This window comes from Prosthecobacter sp., assembly GCF_049294395.1.
In the GTDB taxonomy this organism is placed as follows: Bacteria; Verrucomicrobiota; Verrucomicrobiia; order Verrucomicrobiales; family Verrucomicrobiaceae; genus Prosthecobacter.
Genome location: NZ_JBAQCR010000274.1, coordinates 1 through 12,770, shown reverse-complemented (window position 1 = coordinate 12,770; position 12,770 = coordinate 1). Strand labels below are relative to the sequence as shown.

Annotated in this window: 11 protein-coding genes and 1 riboswitch; of the genes, 6 read left to right on the top strand and 5 right to left on the bottom strand. The window is 58.9% G+C overall.

What is annotated here, in order from left to right:
• From WAW39_RS18670 to WAW39_RS18660, 3 genes are all read left to right on the top strand, one after another.
• The coding region (locus tag WAW39_RS18670; protein WP_422320697.1) for a hypothetical protein at positions 1 to 1,196 on the top strand (1,196 nt) is incomplete at its 5' end.
• On the top strand, positions 1,196 to 2,272 hold the full coding sequence (locus WAW39_RS18665) for a hypothetical protein (RefSeq protein ID WP_422320696.1): 1,077 nt from the start codon (positions 1,196 to 1,198) through the stop codon (positions 2,270 to 2,272). The genes WAW39_RS18670 and WAW39_RS18665, both read left to right, overlap by 1 nt.
• Before the next feature lie 13 nt (positions 2,273 to 2,285).
• Positions 2,286 to 2,858 (top strand): hypothetical protein, encoded by a 573-nt coding sequence (locus WAW39_RS18660; RefSeq protein WP_422320695.1) that lies wholly within the window; start codon positions 2,286 to 2,288, stop codon positions 2,856 to 2,858.
• Positions 2,859 to 2,942: 84 nt separating this feature from the next.
• Here the strand turns inward: WAW39_RS18660 and WAW39_RS18655 are convergent, their stop codons facing one another.
• The 3 genes from WAW39_RS18655 to WAW39_RS18645 all read right to left on the bottom strand — a co-directional run bounded on the left by WAW39_RS18655 (position 2,943) and on the right by WAW39_RS18645 (position 6,409).
• Entirely contained in the window at positions 2,943 to 3,758 is an 816-nt protein-coding gene (locus WAW39_RS18655; RefSeq protein WP_422320694.1) for a superoxide dismutase, read from the bottom strand.
• 72 nt (positions 3,759 to 3,830) lie between these two features.
• The gene (locus WAW39_RS18650; protein WP_422320693.1) at positions 3,831 to 5,015 is read right to left on the bottom strand and encodes a serine hydrolase domain-containing protein; all 1,185 of its coding nucleotides are present in this window, start codon (positions 5,013 to 5,015) and stop codon (positions 3,831 to 3,833) included.
• Positions 5,016 to 5,044: 29 nt separating this feature from the next.
• Positions 5,045 to 6,409, bottom strand: coding sequence for a vanadium-dependent haloperoxidase (locus WAW39_RS18645; protein WP_422320692.1), 1,365 nt, complete (start codon positions 6,407 to 6,409; stop codon positions 5,045 to 5,047).
• A gap of 519 nt (positions 6,410 to 6,928) precedes the next feature.
• Positions 6,929 to 7,040, top strand: a riboswitch (TPP riboswitch).
• 60 nt (positions 7,041 to 7,100) lie between these two features.
• Between WAW39_RS18645 and thiC the strand changes: the two genes are divergently transcribed.
• Both thiC and WAW39_RS18635 read left to right on the top strand, forming a co-directional pair.
• Complete coding sequence (gene thiC / locus WAW39_RS18640; protein WP_422320691.1) at positions 7,101 to 9,065, top strand: phosphomethylpyrimidine synthase ThiC; 1,965 nt, start codon at positions 7,101 to 7,103, stop codon at positions 9,063 to 9,065.
• 38 nt (positions 9,066 to 9,103) lie between these two features.
• Entirely contained in the window at positions 9,104 to 9,955 is an 852-nt protein-coding gene (locus WAW39_RS18635) for a DNA adenine methylase (protein ID WP_422320690.1), read from the top strand.
• Here WAW39_RS18635 and WAW39_RS18630 read toward each other — a convergent pair.
• Complete coding sequence (locus tag WAW39_RS18630) at positions 9,897 to 10,895, bottom strand: hypothetical protein (RefSeq protein ID WP_422320689.1); 999 nt, start codon at positions 10,893 to 10,895, stop codon at positions 9,897 to 9,899. The genes WAW39_RS18635 and WAW39_RS18630 overlap by 59 nt on opposite strands.
• Positions 10,896 to 10,898: 3 nt before the next feature.
• Positions 10,899 to 12,014, bottom strand: coding sequence for a ParB/RepB/Spo0J family partition protein (locus tag WAW39_RS18625; protein WP_422320688.1), 1,116 nt, complete (start codon positions 12,012 to 12,014; stop codon positions 10,899 to 10,901).
• A 405-nt stretch (positions 12,015 to 12,419) separates the two neighbouring features.
• Here WAW39_RS18625 and WAW39_RS18620 point away from each other — a divergent pair, with 405 nt between their 5' ends.
• Positions 12,420 to 12,587, top strand: a complete 168-nt coding sequence (locus WAW39_RS18620) for a hypothetical protein (protein ID WP_422320687.1) — start codon at positions 12,420 to 12,422, stop codon at positions 12,585 to 12,587.
• The last annotated feature ends 183 nt before the right edge of the window (positions 12,588 to 12,770 follow it).

The window sequence follows — 12,770 nt, the reverse complement described above, 5'->3', positions numbered from 1 at the left end:
CCTTTGAAGCACGCGACCTCGCGCGCAGCGTGCAGGAGGCCTGGAGCCTACGGGGCGGCGTGAGTGAAGGCATGCCCGGCACCGACGCCGAGAACCACGACGAAGCCGCCAGCGTCTCCACCACCCTGCGCACGGTTCCGGCCCCGCAGTCCAGCGCGCAGGCTTATCTGGCCCGCATCGGGCAGTCATGGAAGGAGCTGAACCTGGGCAAATCTGACGCCGAACTGCTCACTGAAGCGCGTGCGCTGGGAGTCAGCGAGGACGAATGGCAGCAGCAGGTGCGCCCTGCATTGAAAGAGCTGCGCGCCACCCAGCAGCAGCAGCACCTCGACCAGGCGCAAAGCGAGCGTCTGGCCAGATTGCCGCCAGGTTACCTTTTCATCGCGGTGCGTGACCAGCAGATCATCCTCCGGGGAGAAGTCGGGAGCACCGCCATGAAGGAGGAGATTCTCGAAGACGCCCTGTCCACCTTCGCCCCACGCCGCCTGCATGATGAAATCCGCGTCAGTGAGGAGCGCCGCCCCAGCGGTGATTTTGGCCCCATCACCACCGCCCTGCTGCCGCAGGAGGCCAAGGCGGGTGGCAAATCCTGTTTTCTCAGCTTCAGCGGCGAAGCCTGGAAGCCCGTGGACTGGCAGGTCGCCCCCCGCGAGCAGTCGTGGAAGAATGATCTGCCGCGCGGGCTTGATGCCCGGCTGCTGCAAAATGACAGCGCGTCCCTCAGCAACTGGCTGCAAGGAGACGACTCCCATTCACCGGCCCCCTCTCAGCCCAGAGACCCGTCATTCATCGCCCTCACCCTGATCGGCACGAAGGCCTTCGTCTCGGGGCAGGTCGCCGAAGAGGCGGTGCGCGCCCAGCTCATCGCCGCCGTGCGCATGGCCTACGGTGCGCAGTACATCGTCTTCAGTGACGGGGTTCATGTGAGCGGCGACTGCGAGCCCTCCGGCAGCATTCTGCACACTCTCAAAAGCCTGCCGCCACCACCCGCCGCCGGGAGCGCCGGGATGTTTGCCCTCGCCAAGCCGGGCAGCACCTGGACGCTCATTCCCGTGACGCGCGAACTCGTCGAGGCGGGCGGTCTGGCGCATTCCTGCCTCCTTCCCGCCGGTATTCCCGCCGCTGTTGTTGAAGATCTCGCTGCCGAGGCGATCGAGCAGCTTCGCATGCACCTGACGCCCCCTGCCCCACACTGATGTCCTCCCTCCTCTGGCTGCTGCTCTACCTCGCACCGCTGCTCGGCATCACCGCCGCTCTGTTTGCGTGGTTCGGCTGGCAGTGGCGTGGCAGTGACATGCAGAAGCGCATCGATGAGCTGGCCGCGCAGATCGAAACGGCGCAAGCAGCCCTGCGCCAGGCTGAAACCGACCGCGCCACCGCCCTGGCAGCCACCTCCATCAGCGCAGCCCCTGCCCCGCAAGACCCGGCAGTTGCAGCCGAGCTCCAGACTCTGCGCAGCGATTTAAAATCCGCCCAAAGCGAAGCGCGTCTGCGCCAGGATCAGGCCGCCAAGGCCAACGAAGCCGCACAGGCGCTCGAAACGGAAATGGCCCGGCTTCTGGCAGATCTAGAGCACCTGCGCGCAGCACACACCGCCGCCCAAGCGGAACTCGAAGACCTGCGCCGCCCTGCTCCTGCTCCTGCTCCTGCTCCTGCTCCTGCTCCTGCTCCTGCTTCTGCTTCTGCTCCCGCTCCCGCTGTAGGCGAGACGGCAGAAGCCCCCGCCAAACCCAAGCGCAAACGCAGCACCCCGGCGAAGCCCAAGGCCGCCACCTCCACGCTGCGCGAAAAAGTCACCGCGCTCGAAAACCAGCTCAGCACGCATCAGGCGGGTCTCGCCACGCTGACGCAGGAGCGCGACGACTGGCAGCGCCGCATCACCCAACTCGAAGGGCAGACACCGGCCGATCCCGCCGGCCTGGGGCTCGCCCGCCGCAGTTTGGCCGACAGTGAGAAGCGTCTGGCCATCGCGACGGCCGAGATCGAAAGGCTGCGAATTCAAACACAGGTTCTTCGCCGTGTGGAGGAGGGGGAATCCGCACTCTTGACCATGCCGGATGACGATCTCACGCAGATCAAGGGCATCAAAAAGGTCATCAGCGAGCAGCTTCGCGCCCACGGCATTCGCACCTGGCGGCAGATCGCGCAGTGGAATGAGGACGAGCAGCGCGCCTTCAGCGAACTCCTGGCCTTTAAAAACCGCGCCACCCGTGAGCAATGGCAGCAGCAGGCCCGTGCGCTGCATGAGGCCGCCCACGGCCCGCTGTCCTGATTTTCCTCACCGCATGTTCACCGTTTCGCGTTTCTGTTCGCTGCTGTTCACACTCGCTCTAGCATCCTGCGTCAGCCCTGGCACGCCCGCCCTGCGTCAGGAAAGAGCCCGGCAGCTCAGCCACGATCTCCAGCAGCTGTCCCCGACGGTGAGCGCACGCGAGGCCGACCGGCTGGCCACCACGGCGATCGAAGAATCCGCCAAACTCGCTGAGGACTTCAAACCCTTCGCCCACCCATGGATGAACAACGGCCTCGTCAATACGGGCCTGCGCAAGCGCGGCCTCTGCTACCAGTGGCGGGATGATTTGTTCCCCTTCCTGTTCCACCTCAATCTCAAGACGCTGGAGCTGCACCTCACCTCCTCCAAGCGCGACACCTGGCAGGAGCACCACGGCATCATCGTCACCGCGAAGGGCCAGCGTTTTGAAGACGGCCTCGTGATCGATCCCTGGCGCCATGGCGGCCGCCTCTGGTGGGGCCTGCGAAAGAATGACAAAGGCCACCCCTGGGTGCCGCTGCCGCGCGAGCTCACCCCCATGGTGCTGCGCCCGCTGCTGATGCCTGACCTTTATCCCCCGCGCTAGTTTGGAAAGTACTCATGAGCTTCAGCTCATTCTGGAAGACCCGAGGACGCTTTCCAAAACGAGCTAAAGCTCGTGAGTACTTTCTCACACCCGTCCCCTGGATGTGGCCACGGTGTAGGAACGCGACACGGAATTCCAGTTCACCACATTCCACCACGCCTCGACGTATTTTCTGCGGTCGTTCCGATACTTCAAATAGTAGGAGTGCTCCCAGAGATCGAGGCACAGAATGAACCTGCCCTGCTCCTCCGGCTTCACAAAATCGGTCATGAGCGGGTTGTCCTCATTCTTCATGGTGGTGATGACCAGCCGGCCATCCGGGCGGTACACCAGGAAAGCCCAGCCGGAGCCGAAGTGCTTCATGGCGGCTTCGGTGAAGGCGGTCTTGAATTCATGGATGCCGCCAAATTCTCTGACGATCGCTTCCGCCACCCTGCCCGCCGGTCCTGCCGGCCCTGAGCCTGCCGGTGCCAGAAAACGCCAGAAGGCGGTATGATTGATGTGCGCCCCGCCATACTGACGGAGATCCCGCTGGCTTTCAGCGGACAGGGTTGCAGGCGGGCCGCCCATCCGCACCACTGTTTTACGGGGGTTGATCGGCAGCACCAGACGGGAGATGTTGGCCATCAGGACGGATACATTGCCCACCTTCAGATTGAGCGGCTGCAGTGTCTCGGTCAGCTTTTCGAGAATGTCACCGTGATGCCTGCTGTAGTGCAGCTTCAAGGTCGCCGCATCGAGGTGCGGCTCCAGAGCGTCAAAATCAAACGCCAGCGGCTCCTGATGCAGCGGTATTCCCAGCGGGGCGATCACCTGCTCCTCAGCGGCTAAAAAGGCCCCGCTCACGGCGGCAAAGCCGGTCGAAATAAAAGCGCGGCGGGTGACTGCTGATTTTCTCATTCGATATTTTCGAGATTACTTGATCCTCAACCGTTTGAGCAAGCAAGAACCTCGCCGAATACCGCAACGAGTTTAAGGTTTGTTCTTCTTTATTGTCGGCGGTGCCGCTACTTGGATGTCGGCGGCTTTCATCACCAGCTTTTGAAACTCATCCTTAGGCTTGCCGCTGTCTGGCACCATCACATTCTGCACCAGATACACGGTGACGATCTTGCTCTGCGGATCGATGCAGCCATTGGTCGCAAAGGCACCGCCGTGACCAAAGCTGCCGACGGGCATCTGTGAATTCACGCGCTGCGTTTCGATGTTCACCTGCCAGCCGCAGGCGTAGTTGAGCTGCTTGCCGCCAGCGGTAACGGGAGTGGTCATGTCCTTGACGGATTTTTCACTGAGGATGCGCGTGCCATCGAGCTCGCCGTGATTGGCGATCATGGCATAGAAGCGGCCCATGTCTGCCGCGGTGGAGAAAAGGCCTCCTGCGGGCTCCGTCATGTGCGTGACGCTGGCGTCGCTCGTAACGAAAGGATTGTAACCGGGCACGAGCTCATGACTTTCGTCATCCATCTTGTAGGTGCGGGCGATGCGTGCGCGATGGGCGTCATCGGGATTGAACATCGTGTCCTTCATGCCAAGCGGCGCGAAAATCTTCGCCTGCAAAAACGCGTCATACTTCATGCCCGAAGCGAGCTCAATGATGCGTCCGGAAACGGTGGGTCCGAAGCCATACTCGTAGGCGCTGCCCGGCTGAAACGCGAGCGGGGTCTTGAGCAATGAGGCCACGTAGGCCTTCAACGAGATGGCCCCATCCGATGGTGCACGCCGTGGAAAGGCGATGCCTGCGGTGTGGCTGAGCAGCATGCGCAGCGTGATGGCCTTTTCCGGCGCGCTGCCATCCGCCAGTTTCACTTTGGCGAGCTCTGGCAGCCACTTGGAAGCGGGTTCATCGAGCGAGAGCTTGCCTTCATCCACCAGCACCATCACGGCGGTGGCGTTGATGGACTTCGTCATCGAGGCGATCCAGAACAGCGCGTCCTTTTCCATCGCGCGGCCTTTGCCGATGTCGGCCATGCCTGCGGCATCGAAGTGGACGACCTTCCCCTTTTCCATCACCAGCGTGACGATGCCTGCGGCCTGCCTGGCTTTGACTGCGGCCTCCATGGCAGGATGGATGGCGGCCAGCTTCGCTTCATCGAGCGCAGGCAGCAGCGCGGGAAACAGCAGGAGGGCGGAAAAGAAGGAACATGCGATGCGGTTCATCGCAAATCAACGCAGCGGCGGCGCTGGATCTAGCGGCGTCTGCGCGCACCCAGCAGAAACAAGCCACCGCACACCAGCAGCACAGCTCCGGCAGGCTCCGGCACGACGGTGAAGTTGTTGGCCAGGACGTAGTTCGCCACGTTCGATCCGAGGATCTGCCCGTCGGCGACGGAAGTCTGAAACTGCGTGCCGCCATAGACGCCCGCCATCGCCGCTTCGTTCGCGGCCTGGCTGAAGCTGGTGAAGTTGCGCGTCAGGTCGATGTTCCCGTCTCCATTGATGTCGCTGCCCAGACTGAAGGAGACATTGTCGCCGAGGTAGGAGGCCAGCACAACGGCGGCGGCTTCACTGATCGTGGCTCCCAGCGAGACGTATTCCGGCAGCGAGGGGGAATTGATCAAGGGAGCCCAGAACGAATCCACCACAGTGCTGGCGTTGCCATCGATGTCGCCGTTGGCGATGGCCGTTTCGGGACGCCAGAACTGCGTGTCGTAGCTCGTGGCCATGGCGGCGGTGCTCGCATCGGCGATGGCCACATTCAGGGTGGCCAGCAGGCGCGCTGTATCGGCGGTGCTCAGGCCAGCCGTGGCGGCGGCGGTTTGGGCGATCTGATTCCACATGCCCGACATCTTCACCGTGCCATCTCCGGCAGCCCAGAAGTAGGCCTGATTCGTCTGATCCGAGGTGCGCGTGGAGCTGAAGTTTGACCCCAGATCCTTCACCTGGGCGTAATCCGCCGCATACTGGCTGGACTGCAAATACGAGGTGACGGAGCCGCCCGGCAGCGTGGTCATGTAACCGCCCACCCCCGGGATGGCAAAGGTGCCCACACTGCCCCAGCCCGGCAGCAAAGCGCCGGCGGCGGAAGTCTGCTGCCAGTAGCCGATGGTGCCCACGGGAGAGTACGTGGTAGTGGCGGCATCTGCCGAGCCATCGGCCGAACGCGCGCTCAGAAAATTGTTGGCGATGGTGACGCCCCACGCGATGCCGTCCGTCTTCGCCTGACTGTTGGCAATGCCGCTGAGCTGGCTGTTGTAAAGGGAGGTGGCCTCCGTGCTCGATCCCGAATAGAGATACTGCATCACGGTGTTGGCCGCCGCGATCATCGCCGCCTGGGAATCCGCTCCTGAGGGTGCGCTGCCAATGGCGGGGGCGGGGTAAGAGCCGTAGCCGTAGGTGTTGTAGGTGCCTTGGATGCTCTGATCCGCATTGTACATGGACGCCGCCAGGATGGCCAGATCATGCGCCACCAGCGGGTCCGCCGTGCTCGTCATAGACGTCAGCGCCAGCGAATTCCAGTCCGAAACGATGTCCGCCCGCACCGCCGGGGCTGCAGTCAGCAGCAGGGCGACACTCGCGAAAAGGCCGGAAAAATGGGGGGGAAAGCGCAACATCGACTGATAAAACATCTAAGTTTACAATAATTACCATAGTAAACAACGAGTTTCTAAGGTTTTCCGGGACCTCTGTTTACCCCCTCTGAGGAGGCCTGGGTACTCACGGCCAGTTCTGCTTCCACCTCCCCTTCCCCCCCCCTTTTTTGCGTCGTTTTGCGCCTCTTTGCGGCCAACCTCCCTGCCGCTGTCGAGCACCCCAAGGACGGCGCACCCTTGTTGAGCGCCTGCGGAGGCCACAGACCCGAAATCACGGACCCGCACAGCGGTTCCCTCCACCCCGATGCGCCGCGCCAGATGGTAGGGACGCGTTGTGCGCGTCCGTAGAATCCCTCGTCCCAGCGCCCCCTGCCACCCCATCGCTCTCCCCCTTTCCTATCGCCCCCACCTCCCCTTCCCCACGTCCCCCTCCTTTTTGCGTCTTTTTGCGCCTCTTTGCGGCCATTCCCCCTCCCCATCCCCCCATCAACTCCCCGCCCACTTCCCCTTGACCTTCGCCCTACTGGCCGCACCATAACCGCGTCACGACAGGGGCGTCCCACCGCAGGGACTGAGACGGATCTTCCTGGATCCGAACCCTCCGAACCTGATGCGGGTCATGCCGCCGAAGGGAGTTCGCTCGGAGGTTCACTCAGTTTCTTCAGGTTGCCCCAACTTGAAATTTTAAAACTTGAATCCAGCCCCCGCCCCCATGATCGCCGCCCAAGAATCCTTCGAGCCCCACTCCTCCGAGCAACTCCCCGCCTCCACCCGCGTCTACGTGCAGGGCCAGATCCACCCGGATGTGCAGGTGCCCATGCGCGAGATCACCCTCTCCCCCACCAAGGATTTCAACGGCCGCATCATCCAGAATGAACCCGTGCGCGTCTATGACACCTCCGGCCCCTGGGGCGACCCCGCCTACAAGGGCACCGTGGAAGAAGGCCTGCCCGGCCTGCGCAAGGCCTGGATCCTGAACCGCGGTGACGTGGAAGCCTACGAAGGCCGCGCCATCGAGCCCCGTGACAACGGCTACCTCACCGCGAATCACGCCGAATACGCCGCCGCCAAGCGCGAAGGCATCCTCAGCCCGCTCAAGGCCCCCATCAATGCGCAGCGCCAGCCCCTCAAGGCCAAGCCCGGCAAGGTGGTCACGCAGCTCGCCTACGCTCGTGCGGGCATCATCACCCCGGAGATGGAGTTCATCGCCATCCGCGAGAACATGAAGCGCGCCAAGATTGCGGACTTCACCAGCGACATCGTCCGCAACGACCTCGACAAGCAGCACGTGGGCTCCTCCCAGGTGCAGAGCGAGTACACCCCCGGCATCTTCAAGCGCTTCCCCCAGCGCATCCCGAATGAGATCACGCCCGAGTTTGTGCGCAGCGAAGTGGCCGCCGGACGCGCCATCATTCCCGCCAACATCAACCACCCTGAGCTGGAGCCGATGATCATCGGCCGCAATTTCCTGGTGAAGATCAATGCCAACATCGGCAACAGCGCCGTGGCCTCCAGCATCGAGGAAGAGGTGGAGAAAATGCGCTGGGCCACCAAGTGGGGCGGCGACACCGTGATGGACCTTTCCACCGGCAAGAACATCCACGCCACGCGCGAGTGGATCCTGCGCAACAGCCCGGTGCCCATCGGCACCGTGCCCATCTATCAGGCCTTGGAAAAAGTGAACGGCAAGGCCGAGGACCTCACCTGGGAGCTCTTCCGCGACACGCTCATCGAGCAGGCGGAGCAGGGCGTCGATTACTTCACCATCCACGCCGGCGTGCTCCTGCGCTTTGTGCCCATGACGGCCTCCCGCATGACTGGCATCGTCTCCCGTGGCGGCAGCATCATGGCCAAGTGGTGCCTGGCCCATCACAAGGAAAACTTCCTCTACACCCACTGGGACGACATCTGCGACATCATGGCCGCCTACGATGTGAGCTTCTCCATCGGCGACGGCCTCCGCCCCGGCTCCGTGGCCGATGCCAATGACAAGGCGCAGTTTGGCGAACTCGAAGTGCAGGGCGAGCTGACGAAGCGCGCCTGGGCCAAGGGCGTGCAGGTCATGAACGAAGGCCCCGGCCACGTGCCCATGCACATGATCGAGGAAAACATGGCCAAGCAGCTCGAGTGGTGCCACGAGGCCCCCTTCTACACCCTCGGGCCCCTCACCACCGACATCGCCCCCGGCTACGACCACATCACCAGCGGCATCGGCGCCGCCATGATCGGCTGGTACGGCTGCGCCATGCTCTGCTACGTCACACCCAAGGAACACCTCGGCCTGCCCAACAAGGAAGACGTCAAAGTCGGCGTCATCACCTACAAACTCGCCGCCCACGCCGCCGACCTCGCCAAAGGCCACCCCGGTGCCCAGTATCGCGACAACGCCCTCAGCAAAGCCCGCTTCGAGTTCCGCTGGGAAGACCAGTTCAACCTCAGCCTCGACCCCGTCACCGCCCGCTCCTTCCACGACGAAACCCTCCCCCAAGACGGCGCCAAATCCGCCCACTTCTGCAGCATGTGCGGCCCCCACTTCTGCAGCATGAAGATCACGGAGGACGTCCGCAAATACGCGGCGGAGCAGGCGATCTCCGAGGAGGAAGCCCTCGCCAAGGGGATGGCAGAGAAGAGCAAGGAGTTCGTGGAAGCGGGGGCGGAGGTTTATCAGAAAGTCTAAGAGGAGAACCCGGCAGGCGTAACGTTCCCTTCTTTCTCGTGGCTAAACCAACCAACGTATCTTCCATCAAGCAACTCAGTGTATTCCGGTATCCGGGAGGGAAGACGTGGTTTGTACCTTTTCTTCGGCACTGGTTGCAAACGTTGGATAGAAAGCCTCGCCTCCTAATTGAGCCTTTTGGAGGGGGGGGGATTGTCACCCTTACGGCGATCAATGAAGGGCTTGTTTCAAAGGCGCTGCTGATTGAGAAGGATCCTGCCATTTCCTGTGTCTGGCGTGTATGCCTTTCTGATCAGGCATCTCAACTGGCGGAGCAGATCCGGAATTTTGATTTCAACCCACTGACGGTCGTCGAGCAGATTGAGATCAACAACAGATCCGATGACCCTGTTAAAGTGGCTCTCTCTGTGATCTTGCTGAACCGCATACGTCGAGGGGGAGTGATGGCTCCAGGTGCAGGTATTTTGAAAGAGGGAGAAAACGGCAACGGCTTGGCCTCCAGGTGGTACCCTGAGACGCTGGCGAAAAGAATTGAATCCATTTATTCACTCCGCAGTCAGATTGAATTCAGGGAAGGAGATGGACTGGAGGCTATCGAAGAATATTGCACTCACAAATCGGCTGCCGTCTTTGCAGATCCACCTTACACGAAGGCTGGAAAACGTTTGTATGCTCACTGGCAGCTAGACCACCAAGGATTCCTCCAACGAGTAAGTCGAATTAAAGGCAACTTCTTGATTACGTATGACGATACAGAGGAAGTCAGAGCATGGGCAGATAAGTCAAAAATACGATGGACCCAAATCGCAATGCGCACGACAGGACACACCCTCAAGCAAGAGCTCGTCCTCGGCCGCGATTTGTCTTGGATTTCTTCGCCACTTTCATAGTGAACGGCTCTGATAGCATCGCTGCATCTACCCACTCTTTGATCTTCTTCATCAGATCTGTTGGAATGTCTTGCAAGTAGTCCATAATCCGGCAGCGATCAAAGAACAGATCGGCGTAGGCTGATTTTTCCCAATTTGCCTCCTCGTAGCGCCGAGCCGACATGAAAGCACGTTTGGGCAGTACCAAAGGAACAGGATACATCCAAAGTTTACAAAAAATATCAGGATCTAGACGTCGTAAATCCGCTGTTTCCCAAGATGAGCCGGTTTTACATTGTGCAAAAATTGCGTGTTTGCCGCGCCTCTCGTCTGCAAAAGGTATCCAGGCAGCAATATCCAACCCATCATCACCGCTGTCCTGCTGGTATGAGACATTCTGTTTAGCTTTTAATTCATCATTCAAGGCCTCACATAGCTCTTGCATTCGGTCTCCAAATCCCCCGCCTAACTTGGATGCGCCAAATCTCAGAGTTCGCCTGCGACTACCAAAAATATTGCCGAGTGCTATTTCACATACCTCCTCAAAAAGCAACGTCCCATCGTGTCCGGCGTGGGACCGATGTTGCGCCATATTCAAACGCGTCGCTAAAAGAAGGAATAGATAAGAGTAATGCCCATGCTCTATCGGCTTGGATATCATCACTTCTGTGTCTTTAAATTTGAATGGGTAAATAGGAACTGTCGATCCACAGGATTTTAACCGATCTTTGATTTCAGTAAGCACTCCAAATAATAATCCTTCTAATTCAATATCTGCTTCAGAATCAGAATCCGGATCTGGATTACTAGCAAGCTGGAGGGTGCTCTTTATTGCCTCCAATGACGTTGATCCTTTTTCAGATTGTAGTGCCAAGATCTCCCATAAATCGGCGATCTCAACTGTGCTTGCCTGACTCGGATGCTTGGCATCAATCGTTGGAATATTTGGGAGTCGAAACATGGCTCAATCTGCGGATAACCGTCTGGGCTTAGATTTACCGGCTTTGCTCTCCATTTCTTGATAAAGGTCGTCAGCCAAGTTGGCAACGGAACCTGCGATTTTGAGCAAGGACTCTTGCCCCTTATAAGCATCGCTAATAAGACCCCGCGCATTGCTTAAATGCTTCTTTGCTTCGAGCAGGGCTTCTTCCAAGCGGGCATCTGCTGGAGATGCAAAAACGACTGCATCCTTGAGTGATGAACCTGTCCGAAGGGCATGGCAAGCTTCCCGGCTTCTAAGCACTTTGTCCAGGTCACGTAGATCTGGGTTTTGGCTTCTGATAACAGGTTCCTTTTCCTGGCCTTTGCGAGTATCACCAAAAAGCCAAATCAGAACTTCCCCCAAATTTTTCAAACGATCTTCGGGCACCGGACTTTGAGACTCAGTTTCTTCACCAGACAGATCTAAAAAATCTTGGAAACCTTCGTAATCAAGCCCCGTGTAAAGGTGTGAAAAAGGAAGCGTTTTCTTTGTTTGGCTCCCGAGTTTGTAGACTTTCTCTCGATCTGCTTGCTCAAGGACCATGAGAGCTCGGAATAGCCTCTGAACAGTACGGTGCCGGTCCCCGATCTGAGTGGCTATATCCTCCAGAGGGACTTCATACTTCTGATGGACATGAGCAATGTAGGCTGCTTTTGCATAACTCCCCCAACGAGCCGGGCCATTCACATGACGAAACCCTAAAAAGCGCCAAGACTCTTCTCGTGTACTTTCAATAACCGGGAGTTCCTGAATGGTTTCGAGCGCATTATCACTGATCTCAAGGTCACCGGCCAGTTCCTTACGAAGCTCCGCACTATTCAAGGCGCGAACTGCAGCAAGCCGCCTGTTTCCCTCTATAACCACCCATTTGCCATTCTCTTTTGCAACAATCAGTGGTTCATGAGGAAAGAACCCATTGGCCGCTATGGACATTGCCACTTCATCCACGGCCATGTGCCGCCAAAGCAGCTCAATGATCTCTTTCTCTGGGGTTTTGGGCTGAATACCAAAGCCTTTTAAGCGTGGATTTTCGTGATCAAACTGAAGCTCCTTCTGGGGCATCATTTTGATCACTGGCTTGGTCATTGGCTGTTTCATGGGCATCGCATTTTAGAGGACTATGGACCGTCTGACTACCGAAAAAAATATGAGAACTGGCTACGTTATACTCCCTGCTGCAAATTGTGATAGCGCGCCATTTCATTTGGCAACGCATTCGGAGAAGCCGCTGCCAAGCCCCGCGGTTATGAGCGAGGACGCGCCATGGAAACCCGTTTGACAGACATGAGCAGACAGATGTTGGAGGGGGAAGTTTGCGAGATGTTTTGCCAAAACTAGGCGTTTAGCATTTGGCACCCGGACATCCGATTCAGCATTGAGAAGGCTCATCGAGGCCCTGGCAAAACCTCGAACACCTACGACATGAATTGGTGCAATCATCACATTTTCCTCCATAAATCTTTCTTAATAAGTAAATATCTTTATATACCACGATTCAATATTATGTCATACAAAATCATTGCTTCGCCAAAACTATTGTTGCTGGCGGAGGATGTGGATGCCGCGATGCTGGAAGCGACAGCGGAGGAGGGAGATGGGAGGCACTCCTCCACGCCTATCAGCAGCGACTTCAATGCCCCCACCTCCAAAAACCACGATCAGCGCCCTTAACTGAGCGCCATCATGCCGGTCATCCAAACCCCGGCGGCGGGTGTTAATCCCCACCGGGGAGGTAGGACTCAGGTTCATCTCAGGTTCACCGTTGGTCAGGTTCAGGTTCACAGGGTCACGACCTATATATAGGTCGTGACCCTGTGAACCTGTGACCCTGAGGGTCAAAATCCGTTTTGACCC

Bases quoted from the DNA above. Each gene is read 5' to 3' on its own strand.
- WAW39_RS18660 (WP_422320695.1), top strand. From the start codon at position 2,286: ATGTTCACCGTTTCGCGTTTCTGTTCGCTGCTGTTCACACTCGCTCTA.
- WAW39_RS18630 (WP_422320689.1), bottom strand. From the start codon at position 10,895: ATGTTTCGACTCCCAAATATTCCAACGATTGATGCCAAGCATCCGAGT.
- WAW39_RS18620 (WP_422320687.1), top strand. From the start codon at position 12,420: ATGTCATACAAAATCATTGCTTCGCCAAAACTATTGTTGCTGGCGGAG.
- thiC (WP_422320691.1), top strand. From the start codon at position 7,101: ATGATCGCCGCCCAAGAATCCTTCGAGCCCCACTCCTCCGAGCAACTC.
- WAW39_RS18665 (WP_422320696.1), top strand. From the start codon at position 1,196: ATGTCCTCCCTCCTCTGGCTGCTGCTCTACCTCGCACCGCTGCTCGGC.
- WAW39_RS18625 (WP_422320688.1), bottom strand. From the start codon at position 12,014: ATGAAACAGCCAATGACCAAGCCAGTGATCAAAATGATGCCCCAGAAG.
- WAW39_RS18650 (WP_422320693.1), bottom strand. From the start codon at position 5,015: ATGAACCGCATCGCATGTTCCTTCTTTTCCGCCCTCCTGCTGTTTCCC.
- WAW39_RS18645 (WP_422320692.1), bottom strand. From the start codon at position 6,409: ATGTTGCGCTTTCCCCCCCATTTTTCCGGCCTTTTCGCGAGTGTCGCC.
- WAW39_RS18655 (WP_422320694.1), bottom strand. From the start codon at position 3,758: ATGAGAAAATCAGCAGTCACCCGCCGCGCTTTTATTTCGACCGGCTTT.